Source organism: Peribacillus folii (assembly GCF_030271255.1).
Taxonomy (GTDB): domain Bacteria; phylum Bacillota; class Bacilli; order Bacillales; family DSM-1321; genus Peribacillus.
This window is the reverse complement of sequence record NZ_JASJOM010000003.1, coordinates 59027-75341: the sequence shown is the minus strand read 5'-3', so window position 1 is coordinate 75341 and position 16315 is coordinate 59027. Positions and strand designations below refer to the sequence as shown.

17 protein-coding genes are annotated in these 16315 nt (G+C 43.4%); 6 read left to right on the top strand and 11 right to left on the bottom strand.

All coding sequences use genetic code 11. The annotated features are described in order from the left end of the window. Positions 1 to 95 precede the first annotated feature (95 nt). Positions 96 to 533, bottom strand: coding sequence for a MarR family winged helix-turn-helix transcriptional regulator (locus tag QNI08_RS05385; protein ID WP_285766415.1), 438 nt, complete (start codon positions 531 to 533; stop codon positions 96 to 98). 155 nt (positions 534 to 688) lie between these two features. Between QNI08_RS05385 and QNI08_RS05380 the strand changes: the two genes are divergently transcribed. From QNI08_RS05380 to QNI08_RS05370, 3 genes are all read left to right on the top strand, one after another. After that, positions 689 to 2206, top strand: coding sequence for a PAS domain-containing sensor histidine kinase (locus tag QNI08_RS05380; protein WP_285766414.1), 1518 nt, complete (start codon positions 689 to 691; stop codon positions 2204 to 2206). 69 nt (positions 2207 to 2275) lie between these two features. After that, positions 2276 to 3499: an MFS transporter gene (locus QNI08_RS05375; protein WP_285766413.1), complete on the top strand. Its 1224-nt coding sequence runs from the start codon at positions 2276 to 2278 to the stop codon at positions 3497 to 3499. A 126-nt stretch (positions 3500 to 3625) separates the two neighbouring features. Further along, positions 3626 to 4357: a ZIP family metal transporter gene (locus QNI08_RS05370; RefSeq protein WP_285766412.1), complete on the top strand. Its 732-nt coding sequence runs from the start codon at positions 3626 to 3628 to the stop codon at positions 4355 to 4357. 230 nt (positions 4358 to 4587) lie between these two features. On the opposite strand, the gene QNI08_RS05365 is transcribed toward QNI08_RS05370, so the two are convergent. Next, the gene (locus QNI08_RS05365) at positions 4588 to 4812 is read right to left on the bottom strand and encodes an aspartyl-phosphate phosphatase Spo0E family protein (RefSeq protein WP_285766411.1); all 225 of its coding nucleotides are present in this window, start codon (positions 4810 to 4812) and stop codon (positions 4588 to 4590) included. Positions 4813 to 5107: 295 nt separating this feature from the next. Beyond that, a complete protein-coding gene (locus tag QNI08_RS05360) occupies positions 5108 to 7270 on the bottom strand; it encodes a PAS domain-containing sensor histidine kinase (protein WP_285766410.1) in 2163 nt (720 codons plus the stop codon). A 286-nt stretch (positions 7271 to 7556) separates the two neighbouring features. Here QNI08_RS05360 and QNI08_RS05355 point away from each other — a divergent pair, with 286 nt between their 5' ends. Together QNI08_RS05355 and QNI08_RS05350 are read left to right on the top strand one after the other, a co-directional pair. Further along, positions 7557 to 8582 (top strand): acyltransferase family protein, encoded by a 1026-nt coding sequence (locus tag QNI08_RS05355; protein WP_285766409.1) that lies wholly within the window; start codon positions 7557 to 7559, stop codon positions 8580 to 8582. A gap of 252 nt (positions 8583 to 8834) precedes the next feature. Then, positions 8835 to 10595: a B12-binding domain-containing radical SAM protein gene (locus QNI08_RS05350; RefSeq protein WP_285766408.1), complete on the top strand. Its 1761-nt coding sequence runs from the start codon at positions 8835 to 8837 to the stop codon at positions 10593 to 10595. A gap of 40 nt (positions 10596 to 10635) precedes the next feature. Here QNI08_RS05350 and QNI08_RS05345 read toward each other — a convergent pair whose 3' ends face one another. Continuing rightward, the gene (locus QNI08_RS05345) at positions 10636 to 10782 is read right to left on the bottom strand and encodes a hypothetical protein (protein ID WP_285766407.1); all 147 of its coding nucleotides are present in this window, start codon (positions 10780 to 10782) and stop codon (positions 10636 to 10638) included. Beyond that, positions 10782 to 10940: a hypothetical protein gene (locus QNI08_RS05340; protein ID WP_285766406.1), complete on the bottom strand. Its 159-nt coding sequence runs from the start codon at positions 10938 to 10940 to the stop codon at positions 10782 to 10784. The genes QNI08_RS05345 and QNI08_RS05340 overlap by 1 nt, the downstream gene beginning before the upstream one ends. Positions 10941 to 11062: 122 nt before the next feature. Here QNI08_RS05340 and QNI08_RS05335 point away from each other — a divergent pair, with 122 nt between their 5' ends. Next, positions 11063 to 11404: a DUF3905 domain-containing protein gene (locus QNI08_RS05335; RefSeq protein WP_285766405.1), complete on the top strand. Its 342-nt coding sequence runs from the start codon at positions 11063 to 11065 to the stop codon at positions 11402 to 11404. A gap of 54 nt (positions 11405 to 11458) precedes the next feature. Here the strand turns inward: QNI08_RS05335 and QNI08_RS05330 are convergent, their stop codons facing one another. The 6 genes from QNI08_RS05330 to QNI08_RS05305 are packed head-to-tail and all read right to left on the bottom strand — an operon-like array spanning position 11459 to position 16309. Further along, the gene (locus tag QNI08_RS05330; RefSeq protein ID WP_285766734.1) at positions 11459 to 12436 is read right to left on the bottom strand and encodes a quinone oxidoreductase family protein; all 978 of its coding nucleotides are present in this window, start codon (positions 12434 to 12436) and stop codon (positions 11459 to 11461) included. Positions 12437 to 12448: 12 nt separating this feature from the next. Further along, positions 12449 to 13228, bottom strand: coding sequence for an enoyl-CoA hydratase/isomerase family protein (locus QNI08_RS05325; protein ID WP_285766404.1), 780 nt, complete (start codon positions 13226 to 13228; stop codon positions 12449 to 12451). A gap of 16 nt (positions 13229 to 13244) precedes the next feature. Next, on the bottom strand, positions 13245 to 14024 hold the full coding sequence (locus tag QNI08_RS05320) for an SDR family NAD(P)-dependent oxidoreductase (protein ID WP_285766403.1): 780 nt from the start codon (positions 14022 to 14024) through the stop codon (positions 13245 to 13247). A gap of 5 nt (positions 14025 to 14029) precedes the next feature. Next, positions 14030 to 14809, bottom strand: coding sequence for a 2-phosphosulfolactate phosphatase (locus QNI08_RS05315; RefSeq protein WP_285766402.1), 780 nt, complete (start codon positions 14807 to 14809; stop codon positions 14030 to 14032). 4 nt (positions 14810 to 14813) lie between these two features. Next, a complete protein-coding gene (locus tag QNI08_RS05310; protein WP_285766401.1) occupies positions 14814 to 15875 on the bottom strand; it encodes a phosphotransferase family protein in 1062 nt (353 codons plus the stop codon). A 32-nt stretch (positions 15876 to 15907) separates the two neighbouring features. Then, entirely contained in the window at positions 15908 to 16309 is a 402-nt protein-coding gene (locus tag QNI08_RS05305; protein ID WP_285766400.1) for an acyl-CoA thioesterase, read from the bottom strand. Positions 16310 to 16315 lie beyond the last annotated feature (6 nt).

Here is a 16315-nt window from a genome sequence, read left to right as displayed (position 1 = left end):
ACCTTCAAGTCTTGACAAGAAGCTTTTCATTTGCGGCATTGCACCTTCCGATAAAAAAACCAGCACCCATTAAACAAAGGGCGCTGGCTTTTAAGCTAGCTTTGAGCGGAATAACCAATCTTTTTAAGCAGCTCAATAGCTGTAGCTTTTTCTTCTTGGGTAAGTACGCTCATGATGTCATCGATTCTCTTTTCATGCTCGGGAAATACCCCTTCAATAAAATCTTTTCCTTTATCCGTTATCTTGGCAAAGGTTACACGGCGGTCTTCTTTACAAGCAATCCGCTGAAGATATTCCTTCTGCTCAAGTTTGTCCACGACATATGTGATGCTGCCGCTAGCCAGCAGGATTTTTCCGCCAATTTGCTGGAGAGGCTGATCGCCTTTGTGATAAAGTAATTCAAGTACCGCAAACTCAGTTGGATTCAAACCTTCCTCTGCTATATATTTATTCACAACATCATTAATGGAGCGATGAGCTCTAGACATCACAATAAACAGTTTCAATGACTGTTGGATGTTATTATTCTCCATAAACTCACAACCTTAAAGTATTTTTAATTAAAATATCTTGAATTAAAAGTTATTATATGGCATTTTGACTTCTTTGTCAATTTACGACTCGAGAATGTATTGTTTAATCAAACAGTTTGTTATACTTGAAAAAAAAAGTTAAAGTAGTGACGAACATGAAAAAGAGGCATAAATTCACGACCTACCTTCTCATTGTTATTTTACCATTAATTATTATGTCCATCATTTATTGGCGGCATTTAGACAGGTCCATCCAAAAGGAAAGGCAGGAGCAAGCAGAATGGGCCGGATCTGTTTATCAGGAATACATTGACCAAGTTATCGGTGAAACAAAAAAAAAGCTTGAACTGCTAAGCCTTAGCAGTTCAGTTCTTTATATGGATGATAAAAAGACCGAACACCTTATGAAATGGATTTTGGACACGGATCCGAGATATGCCGATGTTTATTGGGTCAATATGGACGGAATCTCTTTGTCGGGGACGAATAAGGCATTTTACCATTACTATTTAATCGAACAAGCTGATATTAACAAAGCAATCATAACGCAAAGAGCCGTTGTTGCAGAGGGGAAGGCGTTGAATAATTCTGGAATTAATCATTTTTCCATTTTCGCCCCCATCCTCGACCATGAGAAAAAAGCTCACGGGTTTTTATTGGCACAAATCACAATCGACCGCATGGAAAAAATATTAAATATCCTGATCCCTGATCAAGCCTTGAAACTTGAAACGAGCGATCATATTCGCGTCTTAAGTATAAATGCCGACAACACTTCCGGACATTCGAAATGGGTGGATTTCCCTTTGTCAGAAGTCGATTGGACCCTTTCCGTCCAAAAGCCCGACACGCTTAACACAAATACCATGAATGTTTTTTTAATGCTTGTCTTTTTTACCTTCTTTTTTACTCACATGATCTATACGGCCGTGGAGGAGCTACTCGTTCGCAGAGAGGCGAAAAGGCAAAAGGAACTGACCGAAAGGCAAAAAATAGATTTTGTCGGAACGTTGGCCGCCAGTACCGCCCATGAAATCAAAAACCCCCTTACTGGCATAAAAGGGCTCATACAACTGCTGGTTGAAAAGCATCCTGAAGAACAAGATCAGTTTTATTACTCTGTCATCATGAAGGAAATCGAGCGGATCAATAGCATCGTCAGCGAGTTTCTGATTTTAGGGAAACCTTTGGCAAGGAATTTATCCATCTATGATGTACGCAGTATCATTGCCGAATTAAGACCAATAATAGAATCAGAAGCACGGCATTTCAATATGGATGTGGCATGGAATATCATGAAGGAGCCAATTTGGGTCCAATGCACGAAGGATCAGCTTAAACAAATCATTCTCAACACTGTCAAAAATGGATTCGAGGCCATGAAGGATGGCGAAAAATTAAGCATACGGGTATATCATGAAAATGAATATGCGAAAATTGACATCATTGACATGGGACAAGGGTTGAATGAAAAGGAAATCGGTAAAGTGTTTGATCCTTTTTACACATCGAAAAAGGAAGGAACCGGATTAGGGCTGTTTGTATGCAAACGGATCATCGAATCATTTAATGGAAAAATTGAGCTTACTAGCAAACCGCTAATCGGGACAACCGTTACAATCAGTTTGCCTCTAGTTACCAAACATCCTCGATCGTTGAACGACGCCCATTAATAAGGCATCTGCATTTTACATATATATGGAATAGTCAAATTCTTAAATCAGGAAGAAGGAAATATACAAATGGGAAGTATCACCGCCGTGAAAACAAAATCACAAAAACAGGATATGACTTTGAAAATCATGATCATCATCGGCATTTGCCATCTGATGAATGATTCTCTTCAGGCCGTCGTACCGGCCATGTTCCCCATTCTTGAAAAATCCATGTCGCTGACGTATACCCAGCTTGGAATGATCGCATTCTGCTTGAATATTGTCTCATCGCTTCTTCAGCCTGCCGTCGGCTTCTATACGGATAAAAAGCCCATTCCCTATGCATTGCCCATTGGATTGACAAGTACTCTGATCGGGGTAACCATACTTGCCCTTGCACCTAACTACACCATCATCCTTGGGGCAGTAATCCTGATGGGCTTCGGTTCAGCCATTTTCCACCCTGAAGGATCCAGGGTCGCCTATATGGCCGGAGGCACCAAGAGAGGTTTGGCACAATCGATTTATCAGGTTGGAGGAAATAGCGGGCAGGCCCTAGCGCCGCTCATCACAGCGATCGTGCTTGTCCCTTTTGGCCAAAAAGGTGCACTCTGGTTTGCCCTCGTTGCCTTGGCAGCCGTAATCTTGTTGCTCTATATCGCCAAGTGGTATTCACAAAAACTCGTTTCCTTTCAACCGAAAAAGCTAGCTGCAAAGGTAATCAATAAAGAACGTTCCCATAAAGTGGCAAAAGCATTGATCTTGATTTTATTCATTATTTTTGCCCGTTCCTGGTATGTATCCTGTATGACCAACTTCTATAGTTTCTATTTAATCGAACAGAATTCATTCACGATAAAATCCGCTCAAATATTCTTGTTCGCCTTTTTGGCAGCTGGAGCGGTAGGGACCTTTTTTGGCGGTCCGCTTGCGGATAGATTCGGGCGTAAGAATGTGATTTTTCTTTCTTTCGCTGCAAGCACACCCATCACCGCCCTTTTGCCATTCGTGCCTCCAGCTGTCGCTTTCGTCCTGCTATTGGCGGGAGGCTTCATCATCATGAGCAGCTTTTCGGTCACCGTCATATATGCTCAGGAATTGGTCCCTGGCAAAGTGGGAACGATGGCTGGCTTGACTGTAGGTTTGGCTTTCGGGATGGGCGCAATCGGGTCGGTATCACTGGGAGCCATCGCGGATATAATCGGAATCGAATCCATGATCAAGCTTGTCGGATTCTTGCCATTGCTAGGCCTCATCAGCTTGCTGCTGCCGACGGATTCGACATTAAAAAAATGGTACGCTGCAGAGTGATCGCAAACTTGATGGGACTGCCCTTTTATCTGGAACCTATTTCTCATCCGCTCAATACAATACATTATTGTTTCACCATTTTGTTTACGAATACGAATCGATAAGTACCATGCAAAGGAGACATTCATGAGTGGAGTTTTATTAGGCAGTATCCTATCTGCTATGTCTACAGGGCTCGGTGCGTTACCTATCTTGTTCATTCAAGGCTCGATCACACACCGGTTCAGGGACACGCTTCTGGCATTCACCGCTGGTATCATGATGGCAGCTTCATTATTGAGCCTGATACCTGAGGCTCTTGCCACGGGAGGCTATATTCAGCTTGTCATTGGAGTTTTCCTCGGGGTCATGACATTGACGATGATGGAAAAGAACATCCCGCATATCGATCTCAGCCATACGAAAAGCGGCATTCAATTTGATGAAAAGGCCCTGCTTATCATTACTGCCATCACACTTCACAATATTCCTGAGGGGCTTTCCGTCGGGGTGAGTTACGCATCGGCTACAGCGGATACGGGTAACCTGATCGCATTTGCCATCGGGCTGCAGAATGCCCCGGAAGGCTTGCTGGTCGCCCTGTTTCTAATCAATCAAAAAATCGGTAAATTCACTGCGTTCATCATTGCCACCTTAACTGGCGCCATTGAAATATTTACCGGATTATTAGGATTTTACTTAACCTCATACATCGGGTTCCTCGTTCCATACGGCCTGGCGTTTGCGGCCGGGGCCATGCTTTTCATTGTTTATAAGGAATTGATTCCGGAAAGTCATGGAGATGGCAATGAACGAACCTCCACCTATTCTTTCATTATAGGCCTTTTGTTCATGGTCCTATTATTGGAGATATTGTGATGCATTGGCTGGCTCGCCTGGGTCAGCTCTTCATGTAAATTCATCTAACCGGTTCCATACAGCTTCTTCCAAAGTATCGTTAGTCATCATAATCTATAATTCCGCTGCCTAATTGTCGATTTGGCTTCTTCAACATCTGACAGCACACCTCATGGTGCCTTCCCTAGATATTCCCACATGCACAAAGATATTTTTCCAACTTATATAGGTGAGATAACATGCTGCTCCATTCACAATGCAAAGTCATCGGAAAATGGCTTCTGTACAATGACGACCATGTCTTCTCGCTTATTCCTCACTTCCACCGATGAATGGTGTTGAAGGATTAAATATTCATTTATCAGTATATCAAGCTGCTCGCTCTGGCGAAGGGTATACTCATGACCTAGCCCATATGCCTTTGCCAACTCCATCATTTCCCAACGCTTCATGCGAATCTCAGAACAAATTTCCATTGCACCCCTAGAATTCATAGCTTCATTCACTACTCCTGACCTTTTATAGTTACATCATATTTAAGAAGTATTACAAAATATGCCTTATATGTAAATAGATTCGCAAAAAAAGACAAAACTTCTTAAATTGCGATAAAGCATATCCCACAAGCAGACAGGAAATGACGAGAATTCAGACCCCCTATCGAGTCTTATAGAAACCCTAAAGGCAAAAAAAAAGGAACCCATTTCCCGATTCCCTTTCATGGTTTATTCAGTTTCATTTAAAGGGATGGTTGCAAGCCTCTTCTCGGCTTCACGGTTCCGACGGCAAATATATATGAAAGCTCGTTCCCCTATCGACTACACTTTCGACATCTATATAGCCTTTATGTTCTTCAATTATTTTATAACTGACCATAAGCCCAAGCCCTGTTCCCCGATCTTTCGTCGTATAAAAGGGCTCACCCAATTTTTTAAGTTTTTCCGATGAAATTCCCATTCCTTGGTCAGTAATTGATATACAAACGTATTGCCCTGAGCATCGTCTAGTTTGAATTCGCACAGATCCGCCATCAGGCATGACTTCCAAAGCATTTTTCACGATGTTAATGAAAACCTGCTTTAACTGGTTCGCTTCACATAAGACAGGCAGCTCAGCTTGTTCGAAGTACGTATCGAATTGAATATTTTCCAATAAAGCCTGCGCTGCAAGCAATTCAAGTGTTTCACGCAAAATGGTATGCACATCTTGTTTGACAATTTTGAGCGCCTGCGGTTTCGCCAATACCAAGAATTCAGTGATAATGGTTTCAATTCGTTTGATTTCGGATGTGATGACATGAAAATATGTTGAGAAATCCCCTTCCACTCCATCCTCAAGCAATTGGATAAAACCTTTTAAAGCCGTCATCGGATTCCTGATTTCGTGAGCAATCCCTGCCGCCAATTCACCGACGACATTCAACGTGTCCGATTTGCGGATTTGCGCTTGCATTTCCAGGTTCTTACTCACATCACGAAATATACTTAGGTTCAGACCCGAGTAAACATTTTTCCTCGTTAAAAATTCAATATGCTTAACACGGCCATCTTCGAATTTTATCGGGATGATGGATGAGAAGACCTCATGCTTGTATACATTCTCAATGTGTGCATTCAAGTCAATGGCGTTTCCAGGAATCTTCTCGATGAATTCCTTTACTGTAAAAGAAAGCAGTCTATCCTTCGATATTTCCAAAATTTCCTGTCCCGCTTCATTAATATCCTTGAACCCCTCGTGTTTCCATAATATCAATCCGTCCAACGTTCCCTCAAAAATTTTCCTGAATTTCTTCTCGCTATCCCTCAATTCCTTTTCAATCAGCCAGCGCTCACTGACATTCCGGAAAATCGTGACGTTGTACCCATCACCCTCATGTTTTTTTGCCGTCAATTCAAGTAATTTAATTTGATCATTCGGCATTTTATACAGCAGCTCACCCCTCACTTGCGTGTCCCTTTCAAAGGTTTCCATCATCTGCTCAAAATGCTGATTATTGCTGTATACATATTTCCAGATATAACTTCCGATCATTTCCTTCCTTGTTGATTCGAATATTTTACATGCGGAGTGATTGACTCGAAAGATGATTCCGTCATCATTCCAGAATATGATTGCATCCATGGATTGGTCAAATAATTCGGCAAAAATCCGTTCGCTTGTCTCCAACCTTTTTTCTATCAGATTGGATTCCGTAAGCCTCCGAAATACGGACATGTATAAATTATTTGCTACCGTGGGACTAATCGAAAAAGTGAAGTGATACGGCTCATCCCTGATGATCATTTCTACCTCCCCCTTGAAGGTAGATACTTCAAAGACTTTACCTAGAGATTGAACCCAATATTTCTTATAATCGGGAGAAATGAAATCCAGCATATTCTTTCCGACGATTTCCCTTTTCGGAATGCCCAATACCTGGATGAAAGCATGATTTACTTCCATAATTATTCCCGAACTGTCAAAAAGGACGATGCTTTCAATCGAAGTATCGAATATGTCCAAAAACATCTGTCTTGACGTATTTTTTTCCCGGGATGCAGACACTTCCAACGTCACATCTTCCAGTCGATACATTTGCTCGTCATTGGTAGCTGCACCGACAGGAATAAATTCAATTTGTTTAAGATCTCCTGTATGGAGCTGGATCATTTGCCTCTCTCCATCTTTCGGTTTTCCTCGTAAGCTGGACTCTTCCTGATTACTTAAAGGGATGACGTCGAGAAAATCCGTAATCTTCATGGTGCAAAGCTTTTCTGCAGGGGTCCCCAGCAGGGCACAGGCGGCATCATTGACATAAGAAAACCGTAGTTCTTGGTCGATCCTGACATAAGGCTCCGACATTGAATTGAAAATGTTTTGAAAACCTTCAAGCTCTATTTTCAATTTTTCGAGTTCTTGTTTATATTCCGTTTCATTTTCCAAACCGATGTTCATAATTATCCACACCCCTTATCAAAACCCATACTTACCAAACTTTATTCGACATACATATTGAATTTCCTCGCAATTTTTTTTAAAAATACTGCAATTATTTAAATCCATTTTTTACCTAAATGTCAAATTATCGTATGTTGAATCCTATAAAATTTAACGTTAAGCTTAATTTAAGATTGAAATCATAAAATTAATTCGTTAAATCATGATTCCGCACGGCAAAATTAGGGTATAAAAATAACAATGCTTTCTAGCTACCTTAAAATTCTCTTAAATGGAGGCAACTATGAAACAACGTGATTTTTTCTTCGATAATGCCAAGTTCATACTTATGGCATTCGTCGTCTTTGGACATTTGCTCAATACGTATATACATGACAATGAAACGATTTACGCCTTATATAAAACCATTTATTCGTTCCACATGCCAGCCTTTATCCTTGTTTCGGGATTCTTTGCAAAAGGGTTCTATCAAAAAGGGTACTTGGCCAAAATTACAAAAAAATTGATTTTACCATACGTCATTTTCCAACTGATATATGCCGTTTATTATTATTTCTTATATAAACGCTCTGCTCTCACAGTAGACTTGCTTGATCCGCAATGGTCTCTTTGGTTCTTGATCAGTCTATTCTGCTGGAACATCATGCTGCTTGGATTTTCAAAGCTAAAGCCATCGACCGGGATAGGTCTGTCGATCATGATCGCTTTATTGGTTGGGTATGCGGACCATATTTCCAATTATCTTAGTCTTTCAAGGACTTTCGTTTTTTTCCCGATGTTCTTGATCGGATATCATTTAAGCAAGGACCATTTAAAAAAATTATTCACTCCAAAGGTCCGTATCGCTTCCCTTGGTGTGATGATAGTGATCTTCATCGGCTTTTATTTAAATACTGATATCAACTATAAATGGCTGCTCGGCTCCAAGCCATATGCCGAGCTGGAAGATGCGACGATCGTGTCCATGTTCAAACGCCTTGGGTTTTATGGATTGAGCCTGATTTCCGTTTTCAGCTTCCTCTCCTTCATTCCCCGGGGACAATATTTCTTTACCAATTGGGGCAAGCAAACTTTATATGTATACCTGCTGCATGGATTCTTCATTCGATTTTTCCGTGAGAGCACGTTTCAGGACTACTTCAGCAATACAGAAAGTTTCATCATGCTCGCCTGCCTATCATTCTTGATCACTGTCTTATTATCAAGCGAGATGATCGCCACTATGGCACAGCCGATCATCGAATTGAAGGCCACTAAAACAAAACGGCTCATGTCCAGAACCAAAGAATATATTAAACAGGCATTTTAAAAGCATGCCCCCTTTTCCGGCTGTAGGTGAACTCAAAGGTACTCGAGTTCATCTGCAGTTTTTTCATACCCTTTTCCAAGTAAAATGATATTCGTGTCTGGGTGATATGAGCCCCCTCCATTTCATGATCATCAAGTCAATGAAATCGGTTCTTCCTACTACCGTTTTTCAAATGGAGCACGCTATGGTAAAATTACTCGTTAGTGTTTACTGTCTTAAATTGAACATGAAAGGAGACAGGCGTTTTTTTATATGAATATCATCATTAGTACCTTAAACGCAAAATATATCCATACATCTCTATCAATACGCTACTTAAAGGCATATGCACAACCCGATTATGAGGTGCAGCTGGCGGAATACACGATAAAAGATCCCATCATGAACATAGTCGGTGACCTTCATTCCAAGAAACCTGATATCATCGGGTTCAGCTGCTATATCTGGAATATCGAGGAAACCATGAAGGTCGTGGCCATGCTTAAAAAAATCAATCCAGAATTAGTGATCATTCTCGGAGGGCCTGAAGTTACGTATGATGTTACCGACTGGCTTGACCAAATTCCCGGAGCTGATTTTATCGTGATTGGGGAAGGCGAAGTCACTTTCAAGTCACTTCTATCCGAGATTGAAGGATCACAGGACTATAAGCGGATAGGCGGCATTGCCTACCGGGAGGACGGAAAGAATATAATTCAGCCACAGAACGGAAAGGTTGACCTTAAATCGCTTCCTACCCCCTATCGATTGGACGAAGATCGCCTTGACTTATCCAAGCGGGTCACCTATATCGAAACGAGCCGTGGCTGCCCGTTCAGCTGCCAATTTTGCCTTTCCTCCATCGAAGTGGGTGTCAGGTACTTTGATCGGGAAAAGATCAAAGAAGATATCAGGTACTTGATGAAAAATGGTGCAAAAACCATTAAATTTGTTGACAGGACCTTTAATATCAGCCGAAGCTATGCGATGGAGATGTTCCAATTCTTGATTGATGAGCATCTGCCGGGAGTCGTTTTCCAGTTTGAAATCACCGCAGACATCATGCGCCCGGAGGTTATTCAATTCTTGAACGACAATGCTCCAGCAGGCTTGTTCCGATTCGAAATCGGTGTACAATCAACGAATGACCACACAAATGACCTTGTCATGAGAAGGCAAAACTTCGAAAAGCTGACAAGGACGGTTACGATGGTGAAAGATGGCAAGAAAATTGATCAGCATCTGGATTTGATTGCCGGTTTACCTGAAGAAGATTATCTCACCTTCAAAAAGACCTTCAATGATGTTTTTGCACTCAGGCCCGAAGAAATGCAGCTAGGCTTCCTGAAAATGCTCCGTGGAACTGGGTTGCGGATACGTGCCGATGAACACCAGTATATTTACAGTGAACATGCTCCTTATGAAATACTTGGGAATAATGTTTTATCATTTGATGATATCGTGAGGATCAAGCAAGTTGAGGACGTCCTTGAAAAGTACTGGAATGATCATAGGATGGATTATACGACTGAATATCTGGTTAACACAATCTTTCAATCGCCTTTCGACTTTTTTCAAGATTTCGGTACGTATTGGGATCAACAGGGCTGGTCACGCATCGGACATCAACTGGAAGACTTATTCAAACGTCTGCAGCAGTTTCTTGCTTCCCGTGAGTCGAGTCAGCTGGAAACCATTACAGGTCTGATGAAGTTGGATTATTTCAACAACCAAAAATACAAGCCGCGGAAACCATGGTGGGGATCATCGATGGATAAACAACGCCGGAAAGAGATTTATGATGCCATCTTAGCTCAGCCTGAGCTAATTGGACACTCCTTCAAAGCCCTTGAACTTAATGAAAAGGAAATTCACAAACACACATTAATCGAGGAACTTCCTTTTGATCTGGAAACATATTTAGCTGGGGGAAGCATTATTGAAGCCCCTTCGATCATGCTCGCTTATTTCGATCCGGGCGGCAATGGCTCGACGATCTTCGCAATGCCGAAATCAAGAAATTCCGTATATTAAAAACAAGGGCGTTTCCATAACATGGATACGCCCTTGTTTATTACTCTTTCTCTCGCTTTTTATTTTCCTTCGCCAATATTTCATAAATTTTGGTTGCATTCATGTCACCGCTGAATTCGATTCCAAATTCAGTCCGCACATGTTCCCCCAGTTGTTTTTCCTCTGGAACTTGTTTATCTTTTTCCATTAATTTTTCCCTTTGCTGCCTTGCTTCGAATTGCGGTTGGCACCCTTCATTGGGTTTTCCTCTGCCGCGAACTCATTTGAGAATTCATTTTCAGCCTGATTTCTTTTTGGCGTTTTACTGGCTTTGACAGCACCATCCACATTGGCTTTCCGTTTCATTTTCATCCATCCTTTTCAATAAAGTGTTCGGTTTATGATGGGGTAAATCGGACCGAAATTATTCAGGGATAATATAGGGACAGACGAGAAAAATAATTGAAACATTAAAAGGGAGATAGGATATGAAAAAGAAAAAGAAATTGGATTCACCCATCATCAATGAAACACAGCCGCACCAAATCAACGCCCCAAGCTTTAAAGGAACGGGCATCAAAACACAAGCTCCATTTGTTAATGATTACGGGGTGGTGATCGGGGACAGTAAATATGCATCAGATAACTCCCCCCTCGAAAACTGGAGTGAAGATACCGATCCCGAAATCATGGCTGGGGATGAATGGATCCATCCTACAAATGATATAGGCTGGAATTCAGCGGAAAACCGTGAACTGTTAGAAGCGAAAAAAGCTCCAAATCCACCCTTCATGCATCCCGAGAAAGATGTCGGCAACGAAACGGATTGAGGGATTACATCAAAAAAAGGGGTGTACCGCTCTCCGGTAATCCACCCCTTTCTTTCATTTAACCTGCAAAATCAGTTTCCCTGTCGTTTGACGTGTATTCAATTCTTCATGAACATTCGCAGCCTTTTCAAACGGATAGATGCCCCCGATTGTCAGCTTAAGCTTTCCTGATGCGACATAGGAAAAAAGGTCGCCGATGCTGGGCAACAGCAAATCCGGATTTTTCATGATTTGCGGCAGGAAGAAGCCTACAACGGATTGATTGCGTCTCATTAGTTGCTGCGGATTCATTGTATAGCCTTCACGGCTGGCATTGCCAAAAACAACAAGGCGTCCGAACGGAGCCAGGCACTTCAGCGTTTTATTGAATATGTCCCCCCCAGCCATCTCCAACGCCACGTCAACTCCCGTCCCTCCTGTAGCCTCACGAACCTTCAGTTCCCAGCCTTCCTCCGTGTAATCGATCAGTACATCAGCGCCCAGTTTTTTTGCCAATTCCAACTTTTCCTTGGTGCTGGCAGTTGCAATCACTTTAGCTGCACCGAATATTTTCGCAAGCTGGACCGCAATCGTTCCCACTCCACCTGCTGCGGCATGTACCAAGACCGTTTCTCCTTGCTGCAATCGTCCCATCGTCTTTAAAATATGATAAGCACTCAGCCCTTGAAGGGGCAATGCTGCAGCTTCATGGAATGAAATCTCATCCGGCAGCGGAATCACAGAGTACTCGTCGGATAAGGCATATTCGGAATAGCCCCCCGATTCAATCAGGCTCACCACCCTTGTACCTGGCATGATTTTCGTCACTTTCCCGCCAACCTCGACCACAACTCCAGCTACTTCCGCACCCGGGATGAACGGGAGCGGCGTTGGCACAACATATTGCCCTTCCCTTCTGGCTGTATCTGCATAATTGACGCCGACACAATCGATTTCAATAAGCACCTCATGGCCAGTTGGGACCGGTCTTTCCATATCTGTCATTTTTAATACATCCGGCCCGCCATATTCCTTAAATTGTATCGCCCTCATCATGATACCCCCTCAATTACCGGTGAATTCCGGTTTTCGTTTCTCCTTGAAAGCAGCGACTCCCTCTACATGATCTTCCGTAGAGGCCATCAACGTTTGCGTAATACGCTCATGCTCAAGCATTTCATCAAGGGTGGCTGTAAATGAATGGCTGACAAGCTTTTTCATCATTCCATATGCTTTCGTCGGACCATTTGCCAATTTATTCGCAAGCTTGAAAGATTCCTCCTCAAGCTGACTCATCGGACATAGATAATTTATGATGCCCAACTGATATAAGCGCTCAGCTGAAATCGGTTCAGCCGAGAAGAAGAGTTGCTTTGCAAGATGGGGGCCGACCAACTTCGGTAAAAAATACGAACCGCCGCCATCCGAAATTAAGCCAACCTGTGAAAAACTCATGGCAAATTGACTATCCTCGGAGGCGATGATCAGATCACAGGCAAGGGCCAAGTTGAAGCCAGCACCTGCCGCGAATCCATGGACAGCCGCAATCACGGGAACCTCGGCAGCATCAAGAGCCAATATGCAATCATTCATCCTCCCGACATGGTCATATAATTGGCCTGCAGAGGCTTTTCCCATCGATTTCACGTCGCCGCCAGCAGTGAATGACCTTCCCGCCCCTTTGATGACGACTGCTCTTATATGGGGCTTTTCTTTAATCTCCTTGATTTCCTTCGTTAAGTTGGAAATCATCTCCGGACTGAAGGCATTCAAGCTTTCAGGCCGATTCAAAGTCAAAACCAATACATTGCCTGCTACCTCTGTCATTAAATGTTCTTTTATCATTTCTCCATCTCCTTCGTTATTTGATCAACCAGCCGCCGTCGACTAGAATGTCGGTCCCCGTCATATACGAGGCCTCACTTGATGCAGCAAATGCAATGACATGGCTGATTTCCTCGGCCTTCCCCACTCGTTCCAATACTGTGTTTCGCTGGATGGACTGCACGAATTTTTCATTTTGGAGTCCATTCTCCGTCAATGGTGTTTCGATGAATCCCGGCGAAACAGAATTGACCCGGATGCCTGCATGGCCCAGTTCCAATGCCAAGGATTTCGTTAAGCTGATGACTCCTGCTTTAGCTGAACTGTAATGCGGAATGACCGCTCCTGCTTGATGTCCGGATAGTGAAGCGACATTCACGATTGCCCGATTTACACGGTCGCCCACTTCAGCGCTCGCTCCTTCCACCATCACTTTCCCCAAATGCTTGGACACAAGGAATACACTTTTCAAGTTGACATGCTGAACCATGTCCCAATCATCCTCTGAGGTGTCCAAAAGCTTAGAGGATCTTGATCCGCCCGCGTTATTGATTAAAATATGAAGATCGCGATATTGTTCCTTCACATACATCGCAAGCTCCATGACATCTTCTTCGTCCGTCACATCTGCCGGGAAAACATCGGCGACCGGCCTGGTGTGCCGGGCATTGATTTCAGCTGCAGCCTCCTTCAGCTTCGCCTTCGTTCGCCCTACCAGCAATACGTTTGCCCCTTCATCGGATAAGCGTTGCGCAGTGGCCCTCCCAATCCCCGAACCGGCGCCTGTCACTACGGCAATTGACTGTGAGAATCTCATCCCTTTCACCTCGTATCCGGATTTTGATGCTGCATTTCCTGTCTGCTGGAAGCTGTTTCGATTATTCCCTCGACCAGCTCGGGAACAAGATCGATTGAACCTTTATCCGCAGCCAATTTCAAATCGTCGATCCATTTGTGACTATCGAACAGCTGTCCGACATATGATGATTGCAGGATATCGAAGGCATTTTCGATATTCGTGCGGTAGAGCGCGCTTGCAGCCCTTGCGGCATCATTAAGGCTGTAGCTCCCCCGTGAGCCAAGCATCAGGCAATCGATCAAATGTCCTGCCCCGTAAAAATCCTCCAGGCTGAATTCACCCGAATTTCCCGAGCACACAATGATGATCGTTTCGGTCTGGTGCTGCCGTATGATATTTTCTGCAACTGCCGGGTTATTCAGCAAAGAAGCGATATACACCTTTTTGGCAGCGGCGGAATTTCTCAAAGCAACCGTTCCGTTGGTTGTGGACAGGATGAGCGTCTTATCGCGTACCATCTTCTTCAACAGCGTCGGACTTGGATAGATCAAATCATCAACAGGCGCCGCATTAAGCTCTCCTGCCAATACATACTCACCCTGTTCCTCCTTGCTGATTAACAAGCCCTCAGCTGGGTCCATGACGGGTATCACCCGGCGAGCTCCGCTATGAAGTGCCGATATGATCGTGGTGGTCGCTAACAGCACATCAAGAACGACCGCCACTTTCTCTCCTTCGGAAAGCTTATCCCTCCGGATCTCTTCTTTTTTTAAAAGTAAATGAATGTTTTGTACATGCCCCATGCCTTTATACTTCCTTCGCTGCAACATTCGCTGCATGGGTAACTAAGCTTTTTACCGTTTGTCCAAGTTGCGAGAAACGCGGATCATTGGTCTGTCCCTTTTTATATCTCGAATAGATTTGCTGAAGGATGACGGCCAATTTAAAGTAACCGAATGTTACATAAAAATCGATGTTCGCTACATCCCTGCCGCTTCTGGTTGCATACTCCTGGATAAATTCCTCTCTTGTAAAAAAACCTTTGATGGTCGTAAGCGAAGCATGCCCCAGGCCAATTTTGATCAACTCGGGGTCATTTCTTTCCGTCCAGTAGCTTAATGCCACCCCCAGGTCGGCTAGCGGATCGCCAATGGTCGCCATCTCCCAATCGAATAACCCCACCATTTCCGTAAGGTCTTGATTGAACATTGCATTGTTGATCTTGTAGTCATAATGGATGATCGAAGTTTGGCTGAATTTTGGGATAGTTTTCTTTAAATAAGAAATCAGCGGCTTCAATTCTTTGATTTCATTCGTCTTTGCTCTCTCATATCGGGAAATCCACCCGTGCACTTGCCTTTCCATGAATCCATCTGGTCTCGAGATTTCCACTAATCCCGTCTTCGCAAATGGAATTGAATGAAGATCGGCGAGCCGATTGACCATGACATGCGAAAGATTGCGGCAGTGCCCCTCAGTCGGAATCAATCCTTCCGGGAATGCACCATCCATGACCAATCCATGCTTCCTTTCCATCAGGAAAAACGGGGCCCCTACAATCGATTCATCATCCGAGAACAAGATAGGCTCAGGTGCCGCTTGGAAATAGGGATGGATGGATGATAGGATATGATGTTCACGCTTCATGTCGTGTGCCTTGGGAGCAACAGGTCCAAGCGGCGGTCTTCTCAGTACAGCTTCCCATTCCCCGATTTTCAGCTGATAGGTCAAGTTGGAATAACCGGTCGAAAATTGTTTCAGATTCAACGGCTCATCAGGAAGACCCTTGACATTTTTCCTGATGAAATTTTCTAAAACGCTACTATCCAGCTCCTCGCCAGGCCGAACCGGTATCGTATCGTCCACCATATATGCTTCAATCCTTTCGAATTATTTTCAAGCTAATGAAGTACAATCTCAGAAATGAGCTTTTCTTTCATATTTTCTGGTATCGGTTCACTTTTTTGAGTGGCAAAATTATAACAGACCAAAACCGCATGCCCTTCCGCAATCATCTCACCCGTTTGTGAACAAAGGACTTCGTGCCTGATATCACAGCTTTTTGTCCCCACCTTTGTCAAAAAAGTCTTAATGGTCAACAGTTGATTGAAGTATCCTTGACCAATAAAATTACAGTTTGTTGAGGCTAATAAAAAACTCCATGGCTGATCATCGGTCGCCAGACCGAGAGCTTCAAAGAACTTCATTCGCGCTTCTTCCAGATAGATGAAGTAACTGGTGTTATTGATCGGACCAAAGGCATCCGTTTCGGAAAAACGGACGTTTACTTCGAATTCATGCATAAGATC

Coding starts and splice junctions, on each gene's coding strand:
- QNI08_RS05385 (WP_285766415.1), bottom strand. CDS start 533: ATGGAGAATAATAACATCCAACAGTCATTGAAACTGTTTATTGTGATG.
- QNI08_RS05380 (WP_285766414.1), top strand. CDS start 689: ATGAAAAAGAGGCATAAATTCACGACCTACCTTCTCATTGTTATTTTA.
- QNI08_RS05375 (WP_285766413.1), top strand. CDS start 2,276: ATGGGAAGTATCACCGCCGTGAAAACAAAATCACAAAAACAGGATATG.
- QNI08_RS05370 (WP_285766412.1), top strand. CDS start 3,626: ATGAGTGGAGTTTTATTAGGCAGTATCCTATCTGCTATGTCTACAGGG.
- QNI08_RS05365 (WP_285766411.1), bottom strand. CDS start 4,812: ATGGAAATTTGTTCTGAGATTCGCATGAAGCGTTGGGAAATGATGGAG.
- QNI08_RS05360 (WP_285766410.1), bottom strand. CDS start 7,270: ATGAACATCGGTTTGGAAAATGAAACGGAATATAAACAAGAACTCGAA.
- QNI08_RS05355 (WP_285766409.1), top strand. CDS start 7,557: ATGAAACAACGTGATTTTTTCTTCGATAATGCCAAGTTCATACTTATG.
- QNI08_RS05350 (WP_285766408.1), top strand. CDS start 8,835: ATGAATATCATCATTAGTACCTTAAACGCAAAATATATCCATACATCT.
- QNI08_RS05345 (WP_285766407.1), bottom strand. CDS start 10,782: ATGGAAAAAGATAAACAAGTTCCAGAGGAAAAACAACTGGGGGAACAT.
- QNI08_RS05340 (WP_285766406.1), bottom strand. CDS start 10,940: ATGAAACGGAAAGCCAATGTGGATGGTGCTGTCAAAGCCAGTAAAACG.
- QNI08_RS05335 (WP_285766405.1), top strand. CDS start 11,063: ATGAAAAAGAAAAAGAAATTGGATTCACCCATCATCAATGAAACACAG.
- QNI08_RS05330 (WP_285766734.1), bottom strand. CDS start 12,436: ATGAGGGCGATACAATTTAAGGAATATGGCGGGCCGGATGTATTAAAA.
- QNI08_RS05325 (WP_285766404.1), bottom strand. CDS start 13,228: ATGATAAAAGAACATTTAATGACAGAGGTAGCAGGCAATGTATTGGTT.
- QNI08_RS05320 (WP_285766403.1), bottom strand. CDS start 14,024: ATGAGATTCTCACAGTCAATTGCCGTAGTGACAGGCGCCGGTTCGGGG.
- QNI08_RS05315 (WP_285766402.1), bottom strand. CDS start 14,809: ATGGGGCATGTACAAAACATTCATTTACTTTTAAAAAAAGAAGAGATC.
- QNI08_RS05310 (WP_285766401.1), bottom strand. CDS start 15,875: ATGGTGGACGATACGATACCGGTTCGGCCTGGCGAGGAGCTGGATAGT.
- QNI08_RS05305 (WP_285766400.1), bottom strand. CDS start 16,309: ATGCATGAATTCGAAGTAAACGTCCGTTTTTCCGAAACGGATGCCTTT.